This is a genomic window from uncultured Tateyamaria sp., from assembly GCF_947504105.1.
Lineage (GTDB): Bacteria > Pseudomonadota > Alphaproteobacteria > Rhodobacterales > Rhodobacteraceae > Tateyamaria.
The window spans coordinates 59534-83489 of record NZ_CANNGP010000005.1 but is presented as its reverse complement, the minus strand read 5'-3'; the positions used below and the strand labels follow the sequence as shown (position 1 = coordinate 83489).

The following is a 23956-nucleotide window of genomic DNA, read 5'->3' as shown; positions in this document are numbered from 1 at the left end:
TGCTTGAGGTGCTATCTCGAGCAGTTTTTTTGTGCTCACCAGTTTGCAAAGCACAGGGTCAGTAACCCGGTTTTAACAGACCGTCCGCTAAACCCCACCTAGGCTTTGCAATCAGGAGGGAACGGATGATCCGCCGGAAACTTGCATTTTTTCATGAACTCCATGTCTGATGCTTTACTCCTGCCCGAACGTCTAGATGCGGTCACAGCACCAGCCCTCGTCTCGCAATTGCTGACGAACAGTAGCGGTGCCATACGTCTCGATGCACGACGCACCAGCCACGTCGACATGTTTGGAGCGCAAGTGCTGCTGAGCGCGAGATGTACGGCCCAAGCAAGAAATTCCGCTTTTTGCATTCTGCACGTTCAAGACTGCGTACAAGACCAGCTGACGTCCATTGGACTTGCTCATCTGACACAACCGGAGGAAGACACATGAGCCTCGAAGTACTTGCTGTCGATGACAGCCGGACGATGCGCGACATGATCCGGTTCGCTCTTGAGCCCGCGGGCTTCACCGTACACACCGCCGAAGATGGCGTACATGGTACAGAAGTGCTCGACGCGATAGACCCGGATGTCATCATCACCGACATCAATATGCCGCGCATGGATGGGTTTGGCTTCATCGATGCGGTTCGCGACCGTGGCCAGTACAAGGCAACGCCAATCTTGGTGCTGACAACAGAAGCGGCCCCAGAGATGAAGATGCGCGCGCGCAACGCAGGGGCAACTGGCTGGATCGTTAAACCGTTCGACCCTGTGAAATTGGTAAAGGCATTACAAATGGTCGCAGGATAACGGTCGGATGACGTCTTCGGACCCCATGGCAGAAATTCGCGCGTCGTTCTTTGTCGAGTGTGAGGAGCTGCTCGAGGCATTGCAGGACGGGCTGCGTGAACTTGATGAAGGCACAGATGATGGTGAGACGATCCATGTCGTGTTTCGCGCAGTCCATTCCATCAAGGGTGGTGCTGGGGCTTTCGGATTCGAGAGCATGGTACAGTTTGCACACCAGTACGAAACGGTCTTGCATGCCGTACGCTCAGGCGAAATTGCAATTGAACCTGATCTCCTAAACCTTTTCTTTCGCGCGACTGATCATTTGTCGGACCTCGTTCGCACCCATCGGGACGGGCTGGACCCCCCTAAAACTGAAAGGGCGGCGCTACTCGGCGAATTGGAGGCAAAAACCGGCTCTGTGCCGCACGTTGAGACAGTGGAAGAAATCGCTTTCGAACCGATCAAGGTTGATGTCGCTCAGACAGTGATGTGCGAGGATGCTCCCACGAATGCTTTAACATACGACATCGTCTTCGCGCCGGAGCCGGAGGCATTTGAAACCGAGCACGATGTAGCAGCTTATCTTACCGTTCTATCGGGCCTGGGCGAGCTTGAGGTCCACTGTGACACAAGCCGATTACCGACGCTCAATCAATTGGTGCCACAGACCGTTTACCTGAGCTGGTTGTTCACTTTGACGACAGAGTTTAGCCAATCCGAAATCGTATCTGTGTTCGAGTCTATAGATGGCGCGTGCGACCTGCAAATCTCTGCCCGCTCACACGTCAATGCACCAGAAATCACCCCCACACTGAGCGTAGATAGATCCCCAATCCAGCAGCCGCGAAAGACAGATCAGCGCGCCGTACGGTCTGTAACGAGCAAAGCTGTTGTGCGCGTCGATGTAGATCGGATCGAACGCCTGGTTAACCTTGTTGGCGAACTGGTGATCAACCAAGCAATGCTAAGCCAAAGCCTGGTTGATGTAGGGCTGCCCCCGCACTCTGACGCCGTGAACGGGCTGGAGGAATTCCAGCGATTGACACGCGATATTCAGGACAGTGTGATGATGATCCGGGCGCAACCAGTAAAGTCGCTGTTCCAGCGTATAGCACGGATTGTACGCGAAGCTTCGGCATCCGTTTCCAAGGATGTGCGGCTTGTTACCGAAGGCGAAACGACCGAACTCGATAAAACAGTGATCGAACGCCTGGCTGAGCCGCTGACTCACATGATACGCAACGCGGTTGACCACGGTCTGGAACCTGCGGACGCACGGACAGCAGTTGGGAAACCAGCACAAGGTCAAGTAAGGCTGAGTGCCGCACACAAGTCCGGTCGTGTTGTGATCAACGTGTCAGACGACGGTCGCGGTATAAATCGGAAGAAGGTTCGACAAATTGCAATCGACAAGGGGCTTCTGCCGCGCGATGCAACCTTGACGGATGCCGAGATTGACAACCTTCTGTTTTTGCCGGGGTTTTCAACCGCCTCCGACGTCTCGGACTTGTCCGGGCGTGGCGTGGGGATGGACGTGGTGCGCACGGCTATCCACGGTTTGGGCGGGCGGATCACCATCAATTCCACACCGAACATCGGAACATCTTTCAGCATATCACTGCCTTTGACGTTGGCAGTGCTTGATGGCATGGTCGTTGCTGTAGCCGGTGAAACATTGGTCGTACCTTTGAACGTGGTCACCGAGGCTTTTACCCTATCCGAAACGGCTGCCGAGCAAGTCCAGCCTGGTCGCTTTGTATTGCGGGTGCGTGACGGTTTTGTGCCGCTTTTTGATCTTGGCGCCGCTCTTGGATATCGGCCCCCATGTGACACCTTTATCAACCGTGTGGCCCTGCTTTTAACCTTCGACGATAAGACGCGTGTGGCCCTCGTCGTCGACGAGATTCAAGATCAGCGCCAGGTTGTGATCAAGGGGCTCGATGATAGTCATTATCGCGCGCCAGGGATCGCAGCAGCCACGATACTCGGGGACGGACAGATTGCATTGATCCTAGACCCCGCTGATATCGTTGCAAACGCACCCAAAACGCAGGCGCGTGAGCGCGTCATGGTAGAGGCATGAACATGAGCGAAGCAGATACGGCGAAACCAATAGAATTGTTAGCATTCAAATTGGGTGATCACGAATACGCTCTCGACATCATGAACGTCCGGGAGATACGCGGCTGGACACGGGCAACTCCAATGCCGCTTGCGCCTAGTTTCATGCGCGGCGTCATCAATCTGCGCGGGACGGTGTTGCCGGTCATGGATTTGGCTGAGCGCCTGGGTTTGCCCAAATGCGGCCAAAGTGACCGGAACGTAATCATTGTCATCAAACATGGTGAAGGCATGACCGGACTGCTTGTCGGTGCTGTATCGGATATCGTGGCGCTCAACGAAGAGGACATGCAAGCACTGCCGGATGCAGCCCCGTCCGACGGTTCCGGCGTCATCAGGTCGCTGACCCTGATAGAGGATCGCATAATACGGGTCTTAGACTTAACACAAATCTTGGTGCGGGCAGAAAGTGACGCCGCTTGATGCGACAGATTCCAGGCCAACCCTGGTTGGACGATCGACAGTTTCATATGATCGCCTCGCTCGCCCATCGAGAGAGTGGCATCAAGCTGGCGCGCGAGAAAAAGCTGATGGTACAATCTCGATTGCGGCATCGGTTGCGGGCTCTAAAGCTGGGTACCTTCTCAGATTATGCCGATCACGTGCTGTCACAAGATGGTGCTGAAGAGCGTCGCTTCATGATCTCAGCACTGACCACGAACGTGTCCCACTTCTTTCGCGAAGCACAACACTTCGAATTGATGAGCGAAAGACTTATACCTGTTTTTCGTAAACGCATGGACCGAAATGAGCGCATCCGCATCTGGTCCGCTGGATGCTCGAACGGGCAAGAACCATACTCCATTGCAATGCACTTGCTTCGACAAGAACCGGCGCTTGCCTCAGCGGATTTCCGAATTCTTGGAACGGATATTGACCCACATGTTATCCGGCAGGCGAAGACCGGCAGATACACTTCATCCCAATTGGCGGGTTTGGCACAAGCTGATTTGGAGCAATTCACGGTTGCAAGTGGCGACAGCCAACCTCACCGTCATATGACCGAAGTGTTGAAGAAGATCGTCCTGTTCAAAGAACTGAACCTTATTTCAGATTGGCCCATGCGGTTCACTTTTGATGCCATCTTTTGCCGGAATGTCGTCATTTACTTCGATCAGGTAACTCAGACGCAGCTTTGGCCAAAGTTTAGCAGTGCGCTTGCGCCTAGTGGTCTCTTTTTCCTCGGGCATTCGGAACGCATTTTGTCACCGGACAGCTATGGATTTCGTTCTGTAGGGCCAACGGCATACAGCAAGTGTTGTGAAGTGTCCGGCGCAGCGCGATAGGATACAAAAATGGCCCTACGAGATCAGATTCGAATTATGGTCGTTGACGACATGACAACCAGTCGCGGCTTGATTGCACAATCGCTTGAAGCATTTGGGATACGCCACATCTCCACCGCTCCAAATGGGGCAAACGCTCTGTCGCTTGTTGCCCGCGCGCCCGTGCACCTAGTCATTTCGGACTACAACATGCCGAACGTGGATGGGTTGAAACTTCTACATTCATTACGGAGTGGCTTCAGGACAAAGGACATCGGATTCATTCTGGTTACAGGCACGACCGAACAACGGATCATCGACTGCGGACGCAAGCTGGGCATGAACAACTATATCAGAAAACTATTTAAATCTAAGCAGTTGCGAAGGTGTCTTGAAGCCGTAATGGGGCCTCTGTAATGTCTCAACACGACGCGATGCCAATTCCCACCAGCCTTGTACTGTCGCGTATGGCTAATACGCTCGAAACACTGACTTGTGAGATGTCCAAAATCTCTCAACTGGTATCAGAATTGGCCAAGCAGTCTTCCTTAACCCTTTCAGGCGACCAGATTACGCGACTGCAAAATATGGACCGGATTTGCCAATCATTGCAGGACCTCTCAATCATTTCAAAATCGCTGGCAACGCAATCGCAAGAAAAGTTGTTTTCATCAGAAAATCTGCGGCTGGCAGAGACGAGATCAATCCTCGCTCCGGACGACACGGACAGTGTCCAGCCTGATTCTGGTTCAGTGGAACTGTTTTAACCGGGTGCGTGAATGTCGGTCACTCAGAACAACTCGAGGCCGTTACCACCCGGTGCTGCCACAGCGATGTCACGTACAGTCGTGTCCGTGACTTTTAGCATTGCCCGGCCCGTACCGGGCCAGAACCGCAGGTTTCTGGCGCGATATCCGCCCAGCGACTGTGTCATCACAGGAATACCTTCTTGCGCAAGATAGGACAGGGTAAAGGTCGCATTTTTTGCTCCGATATCCGAAAAGCCTGACATCATTTGCGCGCCACCAAAAACCTTGGCTCTCATTCTGCTCCGGACGGCGCCAAGTTTGATCAGGTCGTTTATCAACACCTCCATCGCATTGATGCCGGACAGCGCGCTGCGAGTGTCTCCGCTGCCAGACGTTGCCAGCAGCATATGGTTCATGCCCCCGACATGCACCACAGAGTCCCACAGACAGCAGGCCACGCAGGAGCCCAGCAAGGTCGAGATCACAATGTCAGGCGCAGAACCGATGGCGTGTTCACCTTGCGTGATATACAGGATCTGCTGCATGGTGTGATTTACGCCATCCCTTTGAGCCGCGTGGCCGTGCGCGTACTGGTCTGCCTCAGATTGGACTTCCGTTCTTCCGCCCCTTTGACCAAGGCGACAGCGGGCATCCCGCAGGCGGCTGACAAGCATTCAAATTGCGCAAAAAGCCAACTTGCACACAGAGTTGGGATCTTATTGGCGTAGCTCACCCAAGTCCCGACCAGCAACATCGTGCCAATCTGTCGTCCTCCAGCTGCAGCTGATCCGATGAAGACGTAAACCGAAACACACAACATGTTCACGTGGAACGGCCAGAATGCCCCAACCTCCCGCGCATTACGTTGCCACTCCAAGCCAGCAGCTTGATTGAGAGCCCGTATGAAACCGCGATATCTTTGTTCGTCCCGCTCGGCAGACTTCCAAAAGCCTGATTTGTTTATGGGTACCTGGACAAAGTGCTCGGCGACCTGTCCCGAGGCTACAGGCGACTTGGGTTGAGCAACCGGAACGTTCTCCGGAAATTGAGGACAGATATGTTCCATGGCGGCCAGATCACCATTGGAAACGCTCGCCGGGACGGGAGGGGCTGCATGGGACTCTGCGGGAAGTTCGTTACTTATGGTTCCAATGCGACAAAGCGACATTTGAATGCGCCCGTTCACGAGCAATGTCTTTCCGCACACTGATCTGCCCGCCAATGCGTTTCCCATGGCGGGCAGAGTACGTTCTTATCGATGAATTTGGTGTTAATTTGACCTTGGCTTGCCACTTCCTAGGGCACACCACATCATCAGGCGGTGACCGCCTTCATGAACCGATCCTTGATCACGACGGGGTCCATGGTGATGACCGGCATCTTGGCGTTGCCGCTATCGCATTTGACAACCATGACGGTCATTTTCTGCTCAGCAATTGCCTTTTCAAGCGCAGGGCCGGTGTCAACGTCCATCACCTCGACTACGTTATCGCAGCCTGCCGCCCGCGCCATACCAGCCAGCGACGTCTTCTTGCCAGTATAGGTCGGCTGGTCCCCCGTCGATCCATAGGAGCCGTTATCGATGATCATCAAGATGTAGTTGTCAGCAACGTTGTTGGCGATGGTCGGCAAGGTGCACAGATTGGTCAGCACCGACCCGTCCCCATCGATAGAAATGACAGTCTTGTCTTGCGCCAGTGCAAGGCCCAGTCCGATCGATGATGACAGTCCCATCGTGCCCAACATGTAGAAATTTGTCGGCTGGTCGTCGATGGCGTGAAGCTCCTGGCTCGGGATGCCGATATTACACACAACCAGTTGATCGCGCAGGATGGGGGCAATTTCCTTAAGGATTTCAGAACGGATCATTGGTCGCCATAGCCTCCCCAGAAGTTGGCGTCCGTCAGGATCGCCACGGGTTTGTTGCACATGAATGTGTATTTCAGGATCATATCCAGTTCTTCCACATCTGACTGTTTGTGGAAGTGGTAGGTGGGGATGTTCATCTGCGCCAGCAGTGCCTTTGTATGCACGGCCATCTCGACCTGACACGCCACCGGCTCGCGCAATTCACCGCGATACGAGATCAGCATGGGCAATGGCATCCGGTAATACTGTATCAGCGTTGCCAGCGTGTTGATCGTCACTCCGATGGCCGTGTTCTGCATGATGATCGCTGGGCGTTTGCCCCCCATCCATGCACCAGCGCAAAGGCCCATTCCTTCGTCTTCCTTGTTCGAGGGGATGTGAAAAATCTCGTCGTGGTTGTCGATCTCTTCGATGACGCCCGCAAGCTGCTTGCAGGGCACCGTCGTTACGAATGATATATCGTTCGCCACGAGATCGTGGGTGATCTTCTTGTCTATGTTCATGATCCTGGGGTCTCCGGCATCAGGGGTGGAGGATGATCTTTGGCGCGGCAACGGCCCCGCTGCGCAAGTCGGCGAACGCGCTTGCGCCAGCAGATAATGGACGTTCTTCCGTCCAGTCGAGTGCACCAAGCCGACCATCGAAAATGGCAGCGCATGTGTCTCGGAAGTCCTGTGGTGTATAAGTGTATGTTCCTATGAATGTAATTTCCTGCAAAGTCATGCGCCGAATGTCGAGCCCACCGGTGTTTTCGCCCAGTCCGATGTGAACAATGACGCCGCCGGGTTCCGTGAGTGATGAAGCTGAAGCCCGAGTAGCGGCGTATCCCACGGCATCCACAACAAGACCGTAGCTGCCTGTCCCCGCGGGGACACATGGAAGATCACATTGTTTTTCAAGAAAAAGACGTCTTGCGTCATTGGGCTCTGCAATCGTTACATTGACTATGCCTTGCGCTTTCAATGCCAAGGCTGCGGCCAGACCGATGGCGCCTCCTCCAAGAACAAGGGCCGACCTGTTGGCCGCAGGATCCAGAGCCGAAAGGCCAAGGCGGACAGCATGCCAACTGACGGCAAGTGGTTCTGCCAACGCGGCCTTGTTCAGAGATACGTCCTTTGGCACTTCGACTAGGTTTGCCGGACGCATCGCCACCAGTTCGGCAAATGCACCTTCGCGCGGCGGCATTGAAATGATCTTGCGATCAGCGCACAGGTTGTCGCGGCCTGACACGCAGGCGACGCAGCGCCCACAACCCACAAGTGGATTGATGGTGACACGTGTCCCGTCGCAGGTCCCACCCACGATCACACCTGCAGCTTCGTGCCCAAGGATCAGCGGAGCGGGTCGCCGGTTATCATGTCCCAGATATGCATGCATGTCTGATCCACAGATACCCGAGGCAGCGACACGCACCAGTTCCTGTTCCGGCCCCGCCACAGCGTCGGGCACGTCACGGAACGTCAGTGTTTCGACGCCATCGTAAACTAGTGCTTTCATAATGCGGCTCCTCTCCTTCGCCACGACGCCAGCAAAGCTGCAGGTGATGCGAAATGGGTCAGCCTTCTGCACTCAGGTCAAAGTTTTCGCCGGGGAAATACTTGGCCAGACGAACATCCGCCGACCGCGCATGCCCCTCCATCCCCTCGAGACGCGAAATGCGTGCGGTTGCTTCGGCTACCGGTTTGGATCCTTCGCGGGTCGCCCGCTGCCATGTGACAATCTTCATGTATTTGTGCACCGACAGCCCACCGGTATAGTTGGCCGCCCCCGATGTTGGCAGGACGTGGTTCGTGCCCGATGCCTTGTCACCATAGGATACGGTTGTCTCCTCGCCAAGGAACAGGGAACCATAACATGTCAGCCGCTCAAGCCACCAATCCAGATCCTCGGCCTGCACTGTCAGGTGCTCCGGGGCATAATCGTCGGAACAGGCTGCCATCTCTTCACGATCTGAGCACAGGATAACCTCGGCATAGTCGCGCCATGCTGCGGTGGCGTTTTCACGGTTCAGCTCGGGCAGATCAGCGATCAAATCCGGGACCATGCCCATCACTTGCTCGGCCAGATCACGACTGTCGGTGACAAGCCAGACGGGTGAGTTATAGCCATGCTCGGCCTGGCTCACGAGGTCTGTTGCCACAATGTGCGCGTCGGCCTGTGCGTCCGCAAGGATCAGACTATCGGTCGGGCCTGCGATCATATCGATGCCTACGCGCCCGAACAGGATGCGTTTGGCTTCGGCCACGAACTGGTTTCCAGGACCGACAAGAATATTCGCCTTTGGCAGACCAAAAAGACCAAAAGTCATAGCCGCCACACCCTGCACGCCGCCCATGGCCATGATCTTGTCCGCTCCACAGATATGCGCCGCATAGACTATGGCCGGGGCCACACCCACACCGGGCCGTGGAGGCGAACACGCGGTGATGTGTTTACAACCCGCGACCTTGGCGGTGGTCACCGTCATGATGGCACTGGCGACGTGGCTGTAGCGTCCACCGGGGGCATAACAGCCCGCGGCATCCACTGGGATGGCTTTCTGACCTGCGATCAGGCCCGGAACGACTTCCAATTCAACATCCGCAACCGTAGCTTTTTGCGTTTCTGCAAATCGGCGCACATTGTCGTGGGCAAACTGAATATCGTCTTTCAGCTTGTCTGGAACTTGCTTGATAGCGGCTTCGATCTCGGCCTTGGTCAACAGTACATTACCTTCGTACTTGTCGAACTTCTTAGCGTATTCCAAAGCTTTGGCATCGCCCCCAGATTCGATATCGGACAAGATATCAGTCACAATCTGATTGACGTCAGACGCCCCTGATTTTGATGTGAGGGTCGCTTTTTTAAGGTATTCACGTGCCATCGGATGCCTTGCTTCACTTAGAATTCCGGCGCACGCTATGGCCTTGTTGTCAGGCGACGCAAGGTCAGTCAGGGCGGGATGTGCGACATTCACGAACAAGTCGCCACACTTTCGAATATTCGAAAGATGTGATGCGATAACGTCTCAATTTTGGGGGCTTCCGCGAGTGCAGCATTCACATCCTGAATACTGCAAGGTGGAAGCACCGCCGGACATACACGTCCGGCGGTGCATGGGTGTTAGCCGTCGATCAGGGCATTCAGCGTCGCGGATGGGCGCATGATGTCTGCCACTTTGTCTTCGTCCGTGTTGTAGTAGCCACCGAGGTCAACCGCTACGCCGCGACCGGCCATCAGCTCGTCCGAAATCATGTCAACCTTGTCGGCAAGTGCTGCGGCCAGATCCGCAAAAGATGCTGCAAGGTCCGCGTCATCGGATTGAACCGCCAATGCCTCTGCCCAGTAGAGAGCGAAGAAGAAATGGCTGTCACGGTTGTCCGGTTGGCCAACCTTTCGACCCGGTGACTTGCCCTCACCCAGCAGCTTGATGATGGCGGCGTCGGCGGCGTCACCCATGATCGCTGCCTTGGCATTGCCGTGCGCCTCGCCAAAGAAACGCAGGCTTTCCGCGATGGCGCAGAACTCACCCAAGCTGTCCCAGCGCAGGTGGTTTTCTTCGACCAGCTGTTGGACGTGCTTCGGGGCCGACCCGCCTGCCCCGGTTTCGAACATGCCCCCGCCGTTCATCAGCTTCACCACAGAGAGCATCTTGGCAGATGTGCCCACTTCGAGGATGGGAAACAGGTCCGTCAGGTAGTCACGCAACACGTTGCCGGTGATGGCGATGCAATTGTCACCCGCCGTGATGACGTTGAGCGCGTGGCGTGTGGCTGCTGCAGGGTCCATGATCTGGAAAGTGTCCAACTTGCCTTTGGCGTCCAGCAACGGCGTGATCATCTTGATCAGTTCCGCGTCATGGCCGCGCGTCTTGTCCAGCCAGAAGACCGACGCGTAACCTGTTGTTGCTTCGCGCGAAATTGCCAGATCGACCCAGTTCAAAACGGCTTCTTTGCGAGTGGAGGCCATGCGCCAGATGTCACCCGCTTCGACGTCGTGGCTGGTCAGCACGTCACCATTGCCTGCGATTACCTTGACGGTGCCGTCTGCTGGAATTTCAAATGTGGTGGGGTGCGAGCCGTATTCCTCCGCCTTCTTCGCCATAAGGCCAATATTCTGCACGGTGCCTGCGGTTGTCGGGTCCAACGCACCATTGGCTTTGAAAAAATCGACCGTCTCGGCATAGACCGGGGCGTAAGAGCTGTCGGGGATCACGCAGTTCGTGTCGCCTTCGTTCCCGTCTGGCCCCCAACCTTTGCCACCCGCACGCAGCACGGCGGGCATCGACGCGTCGATGATCACGTCCGACGGAACATGCAGATTGGTTATGCCCTTGTCTGAGTTCACCATGTACATGGGCGGTCGGTTGGCCATCACGGTGTCGATCTCGGCCTTGATCTCTGACCCGTTGGGCATGCCCGCCACCACGTCCAGCATGGCCCCCAGACCGGAGTTCGGGTTTACCCCCGCCGCTACGAAATCGTCGGCGTATTTGTCGAAGACGGGCTTGAGGTAGGCACGTACGGCGTGACCAAAGATGATCGGGTCCGACACCTTCATCATCGTGGCCTTCATGTGCAGCGAGAACAGTGTGCCGTCAGCCTTTGTTTCGTCAATGGATTTGGCAAGAAAGTCCATCAGGGCTGCGCGCGACATGTATGTGGCATCCACAATGGTGCCTTCCTGCATGTCGAGACCGTCCTTGAGAACGGTCACGGTGCCATCGGCGGCTATGTGCTCGATCTTCAGCGCACCCGCCTGGTCTGCAGTCAGCGTTACCGACGTTTCGTTCGACCGGAAGTCGCCCGCGCCCATAGTCGATACTTTTGTCTTGCTATCCGCGCTCCACACGCCCATCGAATGTGGGTTGTCCTTGGCGTAGGCCTTGACGGCCGCGGGGGCCCGGCGGTCCGAATTGCCCTCGCGCAGGACCGGGTTCACTGCAGACCCTTTTATGGCGTCATAGCGTGCGCGGATACCCTGTTCTTCGTCCGTGGCCGGTGCTTCCGGGTAGTCGGGTACATCAAAGCCCTGCCGTTGCAGTTCCTTAATCGCCGCTTGCAATTGCGGAACGGAGGCCGAGATGTTGGGCAGTTTGATGACATTCGCGTCGGCGGTCGTCACCAAGCTACCAAGGGCGGCCAAATCGTCACTTTGCGCTTGTGCGTCTGTCAAACGCTCAGGGAAGGTCGCCAGAATGCGGCCTGCGACCGAGATGTCGCGCGTCGAAACGTCGATACCAGCAGCTGAGGCAAATTTACGCACGATGGGCAGCAAGGACGCCGCCGCCAGTTGCGGCGCCTCGTCAGTGACGGTGTAGATAATGTCGGGAGCGGCGTCTTGGGGCATAAGGCAGTCTTTCGCTTGTTTCAGACAAGAGGGGCGCGCGATACAGAGTTCTGCACACCATGGTATGCCGTGCAGATAACGGGTCATGGACCAAGGCTCAATGCCAGTCACGCAAGCGCGACAATTGTATCCGTTTCCCACGTCTTGAGCGCAGATATTACGATGGAATGCCGGTGTAAAATATCAAAAACTCGCTGAATCCCCTACATGTGGCAACGGACATGCCGCATTTCAAAGTGGAGCAGATGAGCCTTTGGAGTGTCCGCGCCGCGTAGGATCGGTAAAAGTGCGGCCATTCTTTATATTCCGCACAGTTGACGCACAGCATTTTCACGGCAATGCTCAATCTATGAGCAGAATACAAACGATGTGCGCTGCGCTCGTCGTTATGGCCAGCGGGATCGAACAGGCGGCCGCCGACAGTGACATCGCGTTCTCCTTCGCCGAATGCGCTGGCCGTTTCTCGGCCGAAATGGAGCATGCGTGGCTACTGAACGACCCGGCTGCAAACGCATTTGAACAAGACCGCGCATCCTTTGTCAGTTTGACCGATGCATCCCTTGCACCCGGTCAAGGTCGTGCGATCCTGAGCCACAGAATTGAAGTGAAGCTTGCACACGCTGCGCTGTTGCAGCAGTCAAGTTTTGGAACACGACCAGATCGCGCCACAATGGCGCGACGCGTCGCCGACCAGCATCTTTCGACCTGTCGAACCCTTCTGCTTGGCAGTTAATCACACCCCATCGCTGTTCTGTGAAAACGGTATCGTTGCGGGCCTTGAGCCTGCTCACGTCAGGTTGCACAGTGCGGAAATCTGACTGTGATCCTCCGAAAGGCCACTCATGACCGCTGCGTCCCAAATCCTTCTTGGCAGCACCCTCCTGACCATGTGCGCCCTGATCCACGTGGGCGTCGTCGCAATCCTTGTTCCTTTTCTATCGCACATGGCAGATTGGCTGGAACGATCCGGCTCAGGTTTGCGGACACTGATCATCACCGGCCTCAATGTTCTTATACTCCTGATTGCGCACACGCTTCAGGTTTGGTCGTGGGCCCTTGCCTTTTTCGCGATGAATGCTTTCGATGACTTTCCGACCAGCATTTACTTTTCGACAGCCACATACACGACCCTGGGATACGGTGATCTGCTGCTTGATCCGGGACTGCGCATTTTTGGTACGTTCGCTGCAATCACGGGCTTGCTGACCTTTGGGATCAGCACTGCGCTTCTGATGGGGGTTATCGTCAGGTTGTTGCCGTCCATTGACGACGAAGATTAGAGGTCGTGTTCTGTTGAAGGATCTGTGTTCGGATCCGGATCAAGGTCGTTCACAAGTTGAACCGCGATTGCAATTGGAACCCGCCTTAGGGCGCTAACCACGTACCGCGCCACCCATCGCTCCGAACATATTCGGCGCGGCGGTGCCTCTCTCCCAAATGCACCAGATCAATATGATCCACCCTGCAGTGCAACACTGCAAACCTGTCGCGCACAGGCGGTTTTTTATAGCCAAACACCTCTTTGATAGGCGTGCCCGGATCAGGCATCGTACCATAGGATACGCGAGAGGTTGGCGGCACTTGCACCCAAGCATCCTCCGCCGCTTTGCCTGTCAGAATTTCGGCAGTTGTTGTCAGACGAATCTGAACCTGTGATCGAGGTATCCAAACGTGAATCGCGGCCCTGGGCGATGCTTTCAGCGCTTTGACTTTTGGCGTAAGGATATCTGTATGTACTTCGACGACAGCCTCGGCTTGTGCGGCATGGCGCAGCGCAACTGTTCGGGCTTCGGGAAGGCCCTCGGGTGACACCGTAGCAAAGGTCGGATAACGCGCCGGCGACTGGCTGTCTGCAACACCCTGCTGCAAGTGCCGCCAACCTTCGTCTAGGAACGCGGCAAGATTGCCCAGATCACTCATAGCCTGTCATCTCCAGATACCCCACGCCCGAATGGCTGCCGGTGATTGTTACGGGCCCTTCCCAATAAGGAATGGTTAGCGGCATCCAAGCGTTTGTATTCATCGCCGCCACCACAGCATCAACGCCTCTGTCTGGCAATTGGACCCGCCAAGTCGTCGGCACTTCGCGTCCGGCTACAGCGCTTCGCACAATTGGCTCAGCAGTAAAGGCACCATCCGGATATGCTGTCGTGCCGCCATCCGCCTCAATCCAGGTCGACGCGTTATACAGCGTTCCATCGCGTTGACGCAGCTGAAAGCCCATCAGCTTGTCACCGCTATCGAAAGACAATGAAAACCAGTCCCAACCCAATTGTGTCTCGGACAGTGGTTGCGAAGACCATTCACGATCTAACCACGCGTTACCCGTGACCTGTACCGATCCGGTCGGCAACATCAGGGTGCCGGTGATCCGATAGAACGGCTGCGAATAATAGTAACTCGCCTGCCCGTCCGCAGATTTGACCGAATATCCGCCCTGCCCTTGAAAAACCAGTGGCCCGTCCGCATGCATTGTCATGTTGTAGCCAAAGTCCGGGCCCTGTGCGCTTAACTTAAGCGTATCCAGATCTGGTCCTTCCATGACCCACTCATCGATCCACGCGCGAAACGGGTCGGCTTGCACTCCGGCCAGTTCCAAACCGCCGCGTGCAAAACGTTCAGTCGCAAAGTGTCCATCGGGTGTGGTCACCGCTGCATGGGCAAACCAGATTTGTGGCGACGCCCAACCGTCGACCTCGCCCGGAGCCAAAGCTGAGCGGAACAACGTCCATTGCAAGCCGTATGGGGTACCGTCGGCGGCCTGCATGTTGGCCGTTAGATACCACCATTCGATCCGATAGTCGGGATGTGGGCCATGATCGACAGGAAAGTCGAACTGCGGGTCGGGCTGCGGCATAGCGAAACCTTCGGCATCGGAACCAAGACCCGCAAAGCCCTGCGCCAGCGCAGCAAGGGGCCAAAACATCAGAAGGATCAGTACTTTAACGTTCATGGGCAAACACTTTGAGCAGCGCATTTGGAGGCGTCCGCATCAATCGAAGTGCGGGCCATGCCGCAGCGGCAATGGCGGCGAGCAGGGCATACAGTCCTAAACGTGCGTAGTCTGCGGGAAACAGGAACATGGGCAAGCGCCAGCCAAACGCCTCGACATTGATGATGGCCAACAGTACCCAAGTCAATCCAAGCCCGACAGGCAGGGCAAAGGCACATACAACCGCTGCAAATACAACAGCACGGATCAGTTCCAGTTGACCGATCCGCCGCCGGGTCAACCCAAGCGCCCAGACCGGGGCCAGTTGCGGCACTCGCAGATCGGCGAGGGTCAGCAAGCTCATCAATATGGCAAAACCGGCAACCGCCAGCGTCAATACATTCAGAGCAGCGGTCACGGTAAAGGTGCGGTCAAAGACCTGTAGCGAAAAGGCCTTGAGCGCTGATTGATCGGTAATTGCACCATCGGCCACGCCCATTTCGTGGGTCAGGATGGCGCGGACCTGCCTCGGATCATCGGTGCGCATGCCAAATTGGCGCGGTGTCACCTCGGGATACTGGTCCCGAAACCGCGCCTCGCCCACGATCAATTGCCCCTGCGGGTTGCCATAGTCCGCTACGATAGCTGCAATGGGCACGGAATAGTCCGGAGCAATGTCGACCATATCCCCGATCCAAAGGCTCGCACGGCGCGCGAGTTGCTCGTTTACGATGGCTGCGGCACCCGCATCGACCTGGTCCCATGCCGCGGGCACGGAGTCCAGAAACACCCAGTTTTCGCGATATGTTGCGCCCACACGCACACCGAACAGTCTTACTGGCTGATCGACGATCTGTGTTTCAATCGCGAGCAATGGCAGGACTGTGATGCCGCGCCGCGCCATGTCGGCCTCGATCATCGTGGCCTGTGCCGTATCGGCAGCCTCGACATAAAGCTCGGACGCAAGTCGTTGATCCAGAAAAGCGACAAAGGTCAGGCGAAAACTCGACACCATGGTTGCAACACCGATATTCGCAGATATCGCGAGCAAGAGCGCCATCAGGGCAAGGCTCAGGCCCGGTAGCTGTTGGCGGGTGTCAGCCCAGAACCAGCGGCTGACCGGGGTTCTGGCTGCATTCTCTGCGGTCCTGAGAATGGGGCGCACCACGATGGGCAAGGCCAGCGCCGCCCCGATCAGAAAACAACCCAGCAGCGCAAATCCGGCAACCAGCCCCTGCCCGGCCCATACCAAGCCAGCGGCGCAGGTCAGCAATGCAAAGGCGACGACAGCTTGTATGCCTTGTGCCCGACCCGATGTCATGGCCCATGCCCGGGGTCGAGCGCTGGACAACAGAGGCATATGTGCGATTTGCCACAGCCGCACGCTCGCAGCGGCAACCGCTCCCAGAACAGCAATGGCAAGTCCCGATGCCCACCATGAGGCCCTGAACTGAAGCGCCCCGGCAACTTCGGCCCCATACAGTCCGCGCAGGGTGACCGCGACATCGGGCAACAAGACGGCGGCGACTAGATACCCGAGCAGAACACCAAGACCCGCCCCGACAACCGCAAGCAAAAGAACCTCGATCAGCATCAGCGCAATCAGACGCGGCAAGGAAACACCAAGCGCACGCAGGGTTCGCACCACCCCCCGGCGCTGCTCAAAGGCAAGGCCGATCGTACTGTAGACGATAAACAGGCCCACCGCGAAACTGAGCAGGCCAAAGGCCGTCAGGTTCAAGTGGAAGCTGTCGGTCAACTCGCCCATATCCGCTGTTTGGCTTGCGCGTTGCAGCCGCAGGGCTGGGGCCACATCGCCCAGGTCGGGCCTTGCCATCGGTTGTACGGGCTGCACCAGTAGGCGCGACAGGTCATCACGCCCGAGAAGTTGTTGCACTACACCGATGTCCCCCACCGCGATCCCAGGTGCGATAGCAGGATCGATGACAGTTTCGACTCCTACCTGCAACCTTACGCCAGTGTCGGCATTTGCATAAAGCTTACCGGGAGTCAGGAATGTACCCAGATCACCCGTCTGGACAACTTGACCAATCCCAAATCCGGCTGGGGATGACAGGGGGTCAAAACCAAGCAACCGGACCCCGTCCAGCCGTCCTTCCACCACGGGTGACACAAGCCAGCCCGCACGCCGCAGTGCCACGAAGTCTTGTTGCGCGATACTCTCGCCCGCCTGCGGCACGATCTGATCAAATTGCCCCTCACCCAGCGTCGCGGCCGCAGCATCATAGCTGGCCCGCGCTTCGGCATTGATGGCCTGCACCCCCGACCACAGCGCCGTTGCCAGCGCAAGACCCGCCAGGAATGCAAAAAGCTGCAAAGGATTGCACCGCCAGTGTGACAACAACGCGGCCAGACACGCTCGCGTCATACCAAGTTCCCCTGGCTTAGATGCAGGCCGCGGTCCATACGCGCGGCAATAGTGGGAGAATGCGTCACCAACAGCAGCCCTGCCCCAGTATCTGCCACGAGGCGCAGCAACTGGTCCATGACTTCGGCTGCCGTGCCTTCATCCAGGTTGCCGGTCGGTTCATCAGCAAGCAGTACTTTGGGACGGGCAGCGATGGCACGGGCAATGGCAACGCGTTGCTGTTGACCGCCAGACAACGCTTCGGGGTATTTACGCAACTGATCAGCCAAACCCAGTTCATTCGACATCCGGTCAATCAAGTCTCTGTCGACGCGCCCCGACAGCCGCGCCTGAAACGCGATGTTGTCGCCAACGGTCAGCGACGGGATCAAATTGAACTGTTGAAAGACAACCGCCACATCGTTGCATCGCACCGCTGCACGCGCGCTGTCAGACATCGGCGCCAGATCTTGGCCCGCCACGCGCACCACGCCAGCATCAGCGGTTTCAAGGCCACCGGCAATATGCAAGAGCGTGCTTTTGCCGCTGCCGGACTCACCGGTCAACGCGAGTGTTTCACCTGCGTTAAGCGCGAGGTCGACACCGCGCAAGACCGGTACCGCTGTACCACCGTTGGCAAAGGATTTCTCGACACCAATAAACTGCAGAACTGGATCTGAGGCCGTCATGCGTGATCCGTATACGCAGTCATAAACGCTGCCATGGGCAAACGCGCGCGCAATCGGCTCGCCAGTAAAAACATGCCAGCGACCTTGCGCTGAATATACAGCAGATCCATCGGCATCGGTGGCGGGACAAAACCGTCCGCAGCCAGCGCTTCCCCTTCGCGCTGCAAGCGTCGATACAGGTCCGATGTTGCAAGGTCGAGCAGCGGCGCCGCGCGGATTTCGGCGAAGACAGACATGATCATATCGAGGATACGAGTGCGAAACCGCTCTGCGACCGTTTCGGGTACCAGCCCCATCATCTCCACTATGTTCGCTACGTCAGCACGGTCATTTCCCAACCCGGCTTGCATCAAGGCGCGCATCTGTTCTGCAAGCGTGCGTGGTACGGTGCGGGTCGCCCCGAAATCCAGAAGCACGACGCGCCCAGTTACCGGATCATATCTGTAATTCGCAAAGTTTGGGTCGGTCTGCATGGTGCCAAACGCAAACAGTTCGCGCAGCATCAGATTGCATAAGACGCACATGACGTTGTCACGTGTTTCTTGCGGCATGCCTGCAACACTCTCTATCCCGTCCGACGGAACGAAGGTCATCGCAAGGACCTTTCGTGACGTCAACGGTGCATACAAACGCGGCAGGGTCAGGTGCGGATCGTCCTGTAACAGATTGGCGAAATGCTCAAGATGCGCCGCCTCAGCCAGATAATCTGCCTCTTCCTTCAATTGCATACGGGCTTCATCCAGATATGGATCCAGTGCAAATCCCTCGGGCATCAAACCCGACAAGCGGATCAAGCGGCCAATATTCGCGACATCGCTATCGATACTGTGGGCGATACCGGGGTATTGCACCTTTATTGCCAGCTCGGTGCCGTCCGGCAACTGCGCCCGGTGCACTTGTCCAATCGACGCAGCCGCAATGGGTCGAACATCAAATCGCGCAAACCGCCTGCGCCACCCCGCGCCCCATGCCGCGTCGAGCACGTCGCGCAACTGTTGTGGCGGCATGAAATCCGCATCCGCACGCAACCGCGCCATGATATCTGCCAATTCGGGAGCAAGCACATCGCCCGTATCCATCGACACCAGCTGGCCGATCTTCATGGCCGCGCCACGCATGCGCGCCAGCTCATCCGCAATGCGTCGCATGTTTGCAGGCGTCAGTAGCAATTCACGCGCTGCGGGGCGGCGGCCCTGCCCCAACTGCCGCACGCCATCAACTGCCATACGTCCTGCCACGCCCGCAGCAAGCGACCCCATGCGGCCAAGGCGCGATGCACGGCCCGCGGGCACCGCCAGCGGACGCGACAGGTTTGAATGATCGGTCATGTGCCTCGTACGTCCTTGCTTGCCAACCAACCTAAGCGGCAAGGTGGCGAAATCAATCAAACCAGACGTGATTGCAGCCAAACCGGCAAACGAATTTCGGTCGCTTACCCGCGCTGAACAACAGACACCGCAACCGTAAATGGTAAACTCGGGTAAGGGTGGCGGACAGGAAGGGATTCGAACCCTCGAGACGGTCTCCCGCCTACGCACTTTCCAGGCGCGCGCCTTCGACCACTCGGCCACCTGTCCACCGCCGTCTCTATCGAATGAAGGTATGGGGATGCAAGCGGGTAGCGCGTGATTTTTTCAGCCATCCAAATGCAGATAGACACGGCGGTTCATCCGCCCTTTCTTTTCGATCTTGCCGATACGCAGTGCGCCGATCTCGCCGGTACGGGCGACATGGGTGCCACCGCAGGGTTGCAGGTCAACGGTCGTGTCACCTTCACCGATACGGATCAGGCGAATCTCGCCTGCACCGCGCGGAGGCTGCACCGACAATGTCTTGACCATGCTTGGATCGGCATCCAGCTCTGCTTCGGTGATCCACTCGGCACTGACACGCATGTCACTGGTCACATGGGCATTCAACCTCTCTTCAAGGCTGTCACGGTCTTCGGGCGCGTCGGCCATATCAAAATCTAGCCGCCCACGCCCTGCCCCGATGGAGCCGCCGGTCACACCAAAGGGCAGCACCACAGACAAGAGATGAAGCGCTGTATGCACACGCATGTGGGCGTAGCGGCGTTCCCAATCCAGGCTTTGCATGACAGTGGTGCCGACCGGGGGTAACGCGCGCGGCTCAGCCGGAACAAGCACAATGCTCTCTTGATCCCCCTTGATCGCTGTTGCGATATTCAAAGCGCCACCATTCCAGCTCAGTGTTCCGCTGTCGCCGGGTTGTCCGCCGCCGGTGGGGTAAAACACGCATTGATCCAGAACGATCCCTCCCTCGGGCGTATGGCCCATCACCACACCGTTGACATCACGGGTATAGGCATCTTCACGGAACAAGGGGATTGTCATTTGCCATCTCCATCTTCGGCAGGCGTATCAGGGTCCATGTCGTTTTCGTCCAGATGCTCTACGGTTGGGACCGTCTTTGGCGCTTTTTCAGCCTTGCGCCCGGGTTGCAATACCTCGGGATTGCGCAACCATACGTCCCGCTGGGCAAAGGGTATCTCGATCTCCTCTTCCTCGAACCGCGCCGCGATCTGGTGATTGATCTCGTTCTTGACGGCCAACATCCAGTTCACATCGCGCAGAATGATACGGATTTCGAAATCCAGACTATCGGCGCCAAATCCCATGAACAGAACTGCGGGCGGCGGATTGGCCAGCGCCATGGGGTGCGCATCAGCAATCTCCTTGAGCACAGCCTCGACCCGGCGCGTATCCGTGCCATACGCGACACCTACAGGGATAATGACACGGCCCACGGTATTGCCACGGGTAAAGTTGGTCACTGTCCCGGAAATAAGGTCCGCATTCGGGACAATGACGTCCGTGCGATCAAAGGTCTCAATCCGCGTGGACCGGACCGAGATCGAACGGACATAGCCCATCTGCCCACCCACTTCGATCCAATCCCCTTCGGAAATGGGGCGCTCGATCAGAAGGATGATGCCGGAAACAAAGTTTGACACGATGGTCTGCAGGCCAAAGCCGATGCCAACAGACAAGGCACCCGCAACAATGGCGAGGCTCGAAAGGTCGATCCCTGCCGCCGTGATCGCGATCAGCGCAGCCAGGAAAATGCCGACATAGCCCAAGCCCGATACAATCGCGACCTGTCCGCCGGGATCTATCCTCGTTTTGGGCAAGACAGAGGTCTTGAGCGCACTTTGGATCCCTCGGGTCATCAGGTAACCTAGGGTGAAGACAACAACGAGCGTAAAGAAGCTACCCGGTGAAATGGTCATGTCGCCGATCGTCAGACCAGAGCGCAGGGTCGCCCACACCTCGGTCAAATCGGTCACGCGCGCGCCCCAAATCAGCGACAGTGGAATAATCGCCAACAGCACGACAAGAAAACCAATCAATGTGGGCGCCAGGCTGTCGCGCGCGCCTTCACCCGGCCGCAGTGTCGCATAGGCGTCGCGGATCACGCCCTGCAGCAAAACCACCGTGCCGATTAGCGCGAGCGTCAGGATCATTGGATAGGTCAGGAACTGTGCTGCCGCTCCGTACCCTAAAGCCGCAAGGACGGGTGCAATCAAGCCCACCGCAATGACAGCCCGACCGATGGTGCCGACGATGCGGTCGCCATAAGGTATTTCCTGGTCGGCATCTTTCGCGGCGTCGCGGACACGGCGCCGCAACAACCATCCCAACCGCGTTAGGATCAGGCAGGCGAGAACGACAAGCGGAAAATTCAGAACCGCATCCGCACTTGGATCATACCGGTCAAAATCAGAAAACTGGCCCAGAAGAACGTAGAAGGCAAAGACAATGCCAAGCGTGACGGCATAGATGCGTCCCTCGGCGCGGCGGCCTTTGGGGATGGCAAGCGGCGCGCGCAATGCATCATCTTTTGGAAACAGTCGGCTCGCCAACCACCGAGAGAAGAACAGCACCAGTCCAACAACCTCGAGCGTATCCAGCAGAAGATCTCCGCGCGGGCCGAAAAGCTGCGTGGCACGCACCGCCCGGACAAAGGCGACCAGCCCGAGCATCGGAAAAAAGATCTGCCCAAGTGACACAATGAAGCCAGCAACCTCGGCGCTTGACCGCGTGTCACCCCTCTGAATGCGCACCGCCAGTAATTCGGACCAATAGCGAGAGCGCGTCAAAAGAACCGCACCCACGATCAGAAGAATGACGACAAGCGGCAGGTTATCCCGCGCGTTCGCACGGCGAGAAGGGTTGTGCCATGCCTGTCGCACTCCGGCAGCGATCGCTATCGTTGTATCCTGTGCATGGCGCAGCGCGCCCGGCCAATTGGTGGGATTGACCGGCCATGGCCCCATGTTCAACAATGCGTCTGTCTGGCGCTGGCGCAGGATATCGTCGATTTCGGTGATGACGCCATTGGCGCGGCTGAACGCTTCCTCAGCCGTGCGCCGGGGGGTACTCAACCGTTCAAGCTGGGCATTCAGTTCCGTGCGACGCTCCGCGATCTCGGTGGCCTCGTTCTGCCCGTCTTCGGGTGCCGGGCCCAGAGCGCCAATCTGGTCACGCAGCGTTTGCAAACGGCTGTCATTGGCATTCAGCTGGTTTTGAAACTGCTGACGCCACCCGGCAACCTCTGCCCGCAGAATTTCAAATGCCTGATCCGAGGCGCGGGCTGTTTCAACCGCGCGTTCGGCCCGCGTGGCAGTGCTTTGCCACTGTTCGTAGTCCGGTCCATCGGCCTGCGCGGTCGCCAATGTCGCAAGCAACGCCAGACACGCGGACAGAAATGCAGCGCGCAACCACGCCGCGGGCATCATACGTCCTCAAAGACGCCGGGAATGCTTGAAGGACCTTGTTCAAGCCACTCAGGCACCGGCAATTCCTTTTCCCGGAGGAATTCGGGATTGAACAGCTTGGACTGATACCGCGTGCCAAAATCACACAGGATGGTGACGATCGTGTGGCCCGGTCCCATGTCCCTGGCCATCCGAATGGCACCCGCCACATTCACCCCCGAGGATGCACCGAGACAAAGCCCCTCATACTGTAACAAATCAAAGACAATAGGCAGCGCTTCGGCATCCGAGACGTTGTAGTTGAAGTCCGGTGTGAACCCTTCAAGGTTTTTCGTGATGCGCACCTGTCCGATCCCTTCTGCAATCGAACTGCCCTCCATCGCGATTTCTCCGGTCGTGTAGTAGCTGAAAAGTCCTGCGCCATCCGGGTCGGCGAGACCAATCTTGACGCCCTTGGGTTGCAACACATCGGCAACGCCAGCCAGCGTTCCGCCCGAGCCAACGGCACAAATAAAACCGTCAACCTTGCCGTCTGTCTGTTCCCAGATTTCAGGCGCGGTGGTTTCGATATGGGCCTTGCGATTGGCGACATTGTCGAACTGATTGGCCCAGATTGCGCCATTCGGCTCCGTCTTAGCCAGTTCCTCGGCCAGACGACCCGAATAGCGGACAAAGTTGTTAGGGTTGCGGTAAGGGGCGGCAGGCACCTGCACCAGCTCGGCTCCGGCCAGGCGCAGCATATCTTTCTTTTCCTGGCTCTGCGTCTCGGGGATCACGATGACCGTCTTGAATCCCATCGACGCGCCGACCAGCGCAAGGCCGATGCCCGTGTTGCCGGCTGTCCCTTCGACAATCGTGCCGCCCGGGCGCAATGCTCCGCTTGCGACAGCTTCTTGAATGATGGACAGCGCGGCACGGTCCTTGACCGACTGGCCCGGGTTCATAAATTCGGCCTTGCCCAGAATGGTACATCCAGTCTCTTCGCTGGCGCGGCGCAGCTTGATCAGAGGCGTGTTTCCAATGGCCGAAGCCAGATCAGGCGCGTAACGCATGGGCGAGTTCCTTTTGTCATTCACGAAAGGTGTAGCTGTGGTGTCCGGCGACCTCAAGCCGCG

24 protein-coding genes and 1 tRNA gene are annotated in these 23956 nt (G+C 57.2%); 9 read left to right on the top strand and 16 right to left on the bottom strand.

Going from position 1 to position 23956, the window contains the following annotated elements; genetic code table 11:
* Nucleotides 1-153: 153 nt before the first annotated feature.
* Genes Q1A75_RS24265 through Q1A75_RS05040 form a run of 7 tightly spaced genes read left to right on the top strand, consistent with a single transcriptional unit; the run spans nt 154 to nt 4935 of the window.
* Nucleotides 154-438 carry an STAS domain-containing protein gene (locus Q1A75_RS24265; RefSeq protein ID WP_366142179.1) on the top strand — a complete coding sequence of 95 codons (285 nt, stop codon included), beginning with the start codon at nt 154-156 and terminating at the stop codon, nt 436-438.
* Nucleotides 435-800, top strand: coding sequence for a response regulator (locus Q1A75_RS05065; protein WP_299551159.1), 366 nt, complete (start codon nt 435-437; stop codon nt 798-800). Before Q1A75_RS24265 ends, Q1A75_RS05065 begins: the two co-directional genes overlap by 4 nt.
* 7 nt (nt 801-807) lie before the next feature.
* Entirely contained in the window at nt 808-2865 is a 2058-nt protein-coding gene (locus Q1A75_RS05060) for a chemotaxis protein CheA (RefSeq protein WP_299551162.1), read from the top strand.
* A complete protein-coding gene (locus Q1A75_RS05055; protein ID WP_366142177.1) occupies nt 2862-3326 on the top strand; it encodes a chemotaxis protein CheW in 465 nt (154 codons plus the stop codon). The genes Q1A75_RS05060 and Q1A75_RS05055 overlap by 4 nt, the downstream gene beginning before the upstream one ends.
* 47 nt (nt 3327-3373) lie before the next feature.
* Nucleotides 3374-4189 carry a CheR family methyltransferase gene (locus tag Q1A75_RS05050; RefSeq protein ID WP_299551165.1) on the top strand — a complete coding sequence of 272 codons (816 nt, stop codon included), beginning with the start codon at nt 3374-3376 and terminating at the stop codon, nt 4187-4189.
* Nucleotides 4190-4198: 9 nt separating this feature from the next.
* Complete coding sequence (locus Q1A75_RS05045) at nt 4199-4585, top strand: response regulator (protein ID WP_299551168.1); 387 nt, start codon at nt 4199-4201, stop codon at nt 4583-4585.
* Nucleotides 4585-4935: a hypothetical protein gene (locus Q1A75_RS05040; RefSeq protein ID WP_299551171.1), complete on the top strand. Its 351-nt coding sequence runs from the start codon at nt 4585-4587 to the stop codon at nt 4933-4935. The genes Q1A75_RS05045 and Q1A75_RS05040 overlap by 1 nt, the downstream gene beginning before the upstream one ends.
* A 23-nt stretch (nt 4936-4958) precedes the next feature.
* Here the strand turns inward: Q1A75_RS05040 and Q1A75_RS05035 are convergent, their stop codons facing one another.
* The 7 genes from Q1A75_RS05035 to Q1A75_RS05005 form a co-directional block, all read right to left on the bottom strand.
* Nucleotides 4959-5462 (bottom strand): chemotaxis protein CheD, encoded by a 504-nt coding sequence (locus tag Q1A75_RS05035; RefSeq protein WP_299551174.1) that lies wholly within the window; start codon nt 5460-5462, stop codon nt 4959-4961.
* Between the two features lie 8 nt (nt 5463-5470).
* Entirely contained in the window at nt 5471-5983 is a 513-nt protein-coding gene (locus Q1A75_RS05030; RefSeq protein WP_299551177.1) for a hypothetical protein, read from the bottom strand.
* Between the two features lie 248 nt (nt 5984-6231).
* Nucleotides 6232-6786, bottom strand: coding sequence for a sulfopyruvate decarboxylase subunit beta (gene comE, locus Q1A75_RS05025; RefSeq protein WP_299551180.1), 555 nt, complete (start codon nt 6784-6786; stop codon nt 6232-6234).
* The gene (gene comD, locus Q1A75_RS05020; RefSeq protein ID WP_299551183.1) at nt 6783-7289 is read right to left on the bottom strand and encodes a sulfopyruvate decarboxylase subunit alpha; all 507 of its coding nucleotides are present in this window, start codon (nt 7287-7289) and stop codon (nt 6783-6785) included. Before comD ends, comE begins: the two co-directional genes overlap by 4 nt.
* A 19-nt stretch (nt 7290-7308) precedes the next feature.
* Nucleotides 7309-8283 carry an alcohol dehydrogenase catalytic domain-containing protein gene (locus Q1A75_RS05015; RefSeq protein ID WP_299551185.1) on the bottom strand — a complete coding sequence of 325 codons (975 nt, stop codon included), beginning with the start codon at nt 8281-8283 and terminating at the stop codon, nt 7309-7311.
* Nucleotides 8284-8341: 58 nt separating this feature from the next.
* A complete protein-coding gene (hisD, locus tag Q1A75_RS05010) occupies nt 8342-9649 on the bottom strand; it encodes a histidinol dehydrogenase (protein WP_299551187.1) in 1308 nt (435 codons plus the stop codon).
* Between the two features lie 239 nt (nt 9650-9888).
* Nucleotides 9889-12114 carry an NADP-dependent isocitrate dehydrogenase gene (locus tag Q1A75_RS05005; protein WP_299551189.1) on the bottom strand — a complete coding sequence of 742 codons (2226 nt, stop codon included), beginning with the start codon at nt 12112-12114 and terminating at the stop codon, nt 9889-9891.
* Nucleotides 12115-12463: 349 nt separating this feature from the next.
* On the opposite strand from Q1A75_RS05005, the gene Q1A75_RS05000 reads away from it, so the two are divergent.
* Nucleotides 12464-12847: a hypothetical protein gene (locus Q1A75_RS05000; RefSeq protein WP_299551191.1), complete on the top strand. Its 384-nt coding sequence runs from the start codon at nt 12464-12466 to the stop codon at nt 12845-12847.
* 109 nt (nt 12848-12956) lie between these two features.
* A complete protein-coding gene (locus tag Q1A75_RS04995; RefSeq protein ID WP_299551193.1) occupies nt 12957-13394 on the top strand; it encodes an ion channel in 438 nt (145 codons plus the stop codon).
* 85 nt (nt 13395-13479) lie between these two features.
* Here Q1A75_RS04995 and Q1A75_RS04990 read toward each other — a convergent pair whose 3' ends face one another.
* From Q1A75_RS04990 to Q1A75_RS04950, 9 genes are all read right to left on the bottom strand, one after another.
* On the bottom strand, nt 13480-14034 hold the full coding sequence (locus Q1A75_RS04990; protein WP_299551197.1) for a pyridoxamine 5'-phosphate oxidase family protein: 555 nt from the start codon (nt 14032-14034) through the stop codon (nt 13480-13482).
* Nucleotides 14027-15067, bottom strand: coding sequence for a lipocalin-like domain-containing protein (locus Q1A75_RS04985; protein WP_299551200.1), 1041 nt, complete (start codon nt 15065-15067; stop codon nt 14027-14029). The genes Q1A75_RS04990 and Q1A75_RS04985 overlap by 8 nt, the downstream gene beginning before the upstream one ends.
* A complete protein-coding gene (locus Q1A75_RS04980; protein WP_299551203.1) occupies nt 15057-17435 on the bottom strand; it encodes an ABC transporter permease in 2379 nt (792 codons plus the stop codon). The genes Q1A75_RS04985 and Q1A75_RS04980 overlap by 11 nt, the downstream gene beginning before the upstream one ends.
* Entirely contained in the window at nt 17432-18103 is a 672-nt protein-coding gene (locus Q1A75_RS04975) for an ABC transporter ATP-binding protein (RefSeq protein WP_299551206.1), read from the bottom strand. The genes Q1A75_RS04980 and Q1A75_RS04975 overlap by 4 nt, the downstream gene beginning before the upstream one ends.
* Nucleotides 18100-19431 carry an AarF/ABC1/UbiB kinase family protein gene (locus Q1A75_RS04970; protein ID WP_299551209.1) on the bottom strand — a complete coding sequence of 444 codons (1332 nt, stop codon included), beginning with the start codon at nt 19429-19431 and terminating at the stop codon, nt 18100-18102. Before Q1A75_RS04970 ends, Q1A75_RS04975 begins: the two co-directional genes overlap by 4 nt.
* A 159-nt stretch (nt 19432-19590) precedes the next feature.
* Nucleotides 19591-19680 (bottom strand) — tRNA-Ser (locus tag Q1A75_RS04965).
* Between the two features lie 57 nt (nt 19681-19737).
* Nucleotides 19738-20457 carry an alanyl-tRNA editing protein gene (locus Q1A75_RS04960; RefSeq protein ID WP_299551212.1) on the bottom strand — a complete coding sequence of 240 codons (720 nt, stop codon included), beginning with the start codon at nt 20455-20457 and terminating at the stop codon, nt 19738-19740.
* Complete coding sequence (locus tag Q1A75_RS04955; protein ID WP_299551215.1) at nt 20454-22859, bottom strand: DUF3772 domain-containing protein; 2406 nt, start codon at nt 22857-22859, stop codon at nt 20454-20456. The genes Q1A75_RS04960 and Q1A75_RS04955 overlap by 4 nt, the downstream gene beginning before the upstream one ends.
* The gene (locus Q1A75_RS04950) at nt 22859-23893 is read right to left on the bottom strand and encodes a cysteine synthase A (protein ID WP_299551217.1); all 1035 of its coding nucleotides are present in this window, start codon (nt 23891-23893) and stop codon (nt 22859-22861) included. Before Q1A75_RS04950 ends, Q1A75_RS04955 begins: the two co-directional genes overlap by 1 nt.
* Nucleotides 23894-23956: the final 63 nt, after the last annotated feature.

What these genes read in the sequence shown, in the direction of transcription:
- Q1A75_RS05045 (WP_299551168.1), top strand. Translation starts at nt 4,199, where the DNA reads ATGGCCCTACGAGATCAGATTCGAATTATGGTCGTTGACGACATGACA.
- Q1A75_RS05050 (WP_299551165.1), top strand. Translation starts at nt 3,374, where the DNA reads ATGATCGCCTCGCTCGCCCATCGAGAGAGTGGCATCAAGCTGGCGCGC.
- Q1A75_RS04955 (WP_299551215.1), bottom strand. Translation starts at nt 22,859, where the DNA reads ATGCCCGCGGCGTGGTTGCGCGCTGCATTTCTGTCCGCGTGTCTGGCG.
- Q1A75_RS05040 (WP_299551171.1), top strand. Translation starts at nt 4,585, where the DNA reads ATGTCTCAACACGACGCGATGCCAATTCCCACCAGCCTTGTACTGTCG.
- Q1A75_RS04970 (WP_299551209.1), bottom strand. Translation starts at nt 19,431, where the DNA reads ATGACCGATCATTCAAACCTGTCGCGTCCGCTGGCGGTGCCCGCGGGC.
- Q1A75_RS05065 (WP_299551159.1), top strand. Translation starts at nt 435, where the DNA reads ATGAGCCTCGAAGTACTTGCTGTCGATGACAGCCGGACGATGCGCGAC.
- hisD (WP_299551187.1), bottom strand. Translation starts at nt 9,649, where the DNA reads ATGGCACGTGAATACCTTAAAAAAGCGACCCTCACATCAAAATCAGGG.
- Q1A75_RS04950 (WP_299551217.1), bottom strand. Translation starts at nt 23,893, where the DNA reads ATGCGTTACGCGCCTGATCTGGCTTCGGCCATTGGAAACACGCCTCTG.
- Q1A75_RS04975 (WP_299551206.1), bottom strand. Translation starts at nt 18,103, where the DNA reads ATGACGGCCTCAGATCCAGTTCTGCAGTTTATTGGTGTCGAGAAATCC.
- Q1A75_RS05000 (WP_299551191.1), top strand. Translation starts at nt 12,464, where the DNA reads ATGAGCAGAATACAAACGATGTGCGCTGCGCTCGTCGTTATGGCCAGC.
- comD (WP_299551183.1), bottom strand. Translation starts at nt 7,289, where the DNA reads ATGAACATAGACAAGAAGATCACCCACGATCTCGTGGCGAACGATATA.
- comE (WP_299551180.1), bottom strand. Translation starts at nt 6,786, where the DNA reads ATGATCCGTTCTGAAATCCTTAAGGAAATTGCCCCCATCCTGCGCGAT.
- Q1A75_RS05015 (WP_299551185.1), bottom strand. Translation starts at nt 8,283, where the DNA reads ATGAAAGCACTAGTTTACGATGGCGTCGAAACACTGACGTTCCGTGAC.
- Q1A75_RS05005 (WP_299551189.1), bottom strand. Translation starts at nt 12,114, where the DNA reads ATGCCCCAAGACGCCGCTCCCGACATTATCTACACCGTCACTGACGAG.
- Q1A75_RS04980 (WP_299551203.1), bottom strand. Translation starts at nt 17,435, where the DNA reads ATGACGCGAGCGTGTCTGGCCGCGTTGTTGTCACACTGGCGGTGCAAT.
- Q1A75_RS05060 (WP_299551162.1), top strand. Translation starts at nt 808, where the DNA reads ATGACGTCTTCGGACCCCATGGCAGAAATTCGCGCGTCGTTCTTTGTC.
- Q1A75_RS05030 (WP_299551177.1), bottom strand. Translation starts at nt 5,983, where the DNA reads ATGGAACATATCTGTCCTCAATTTCCGGAGAACGTTCCGGTTGCTCAA.
- Q1A75_RS04985 (WP_299551200.1), bottom strand. Translation starts at nt 15,067, where the DNA reads ATGAACGTTAAAGTACTGATCCTTCTGATGTTTTGGCCCCTTGCTGCG.
- Q1A75_RS04960 (WP_299551212.1), bottom strand. Translation starts at nt 20,457, where the DNA reads ATGACAATCCCCTTGTTCCGTGAAGATGCCTATACCCGTGATGTCAAC.
- Q1A75_RS04995 (WP_299551193.1), top strand. Translation starts at nt 12,957, where the DNA reads ATGACCGCTGCGTCCCAAATCCTTCTTGGCAGCACCCTCCTGACCATG.
- Q1A75_RS05055 (WP_366142177.1), top strand. Translation starts at nt 2,862, where the DNA reads ATGAACATGAGCGAAGCAGATACGGCGAAACCAATAGAATTGTTAGCA.
- Q1A75_RS05035 (WP_299551174.1), bottom strand. Translation starts at nt 5,462, where the DNA reads ATGCAGCAGATCCTGTATATCACGCAAGGTGAACACGCCATCGGTTCT.
- Q1A75_RS24265 (WP_366142179.1), top strand. Translation starts at nt 154, where the DNA reads ATGAACTCCATGTCTGATGCTTTACTCCTGCCCGAACGTCTAGATGCG.
- Q1A75_RS04990 (WP_299551197.1), bottom strand. Translation starts at nt 14,034, where the DNA reads ATGAGTGATCTGGGCAATCTTGCCGCGTTCCTAGACGAAGGTTGGCGG.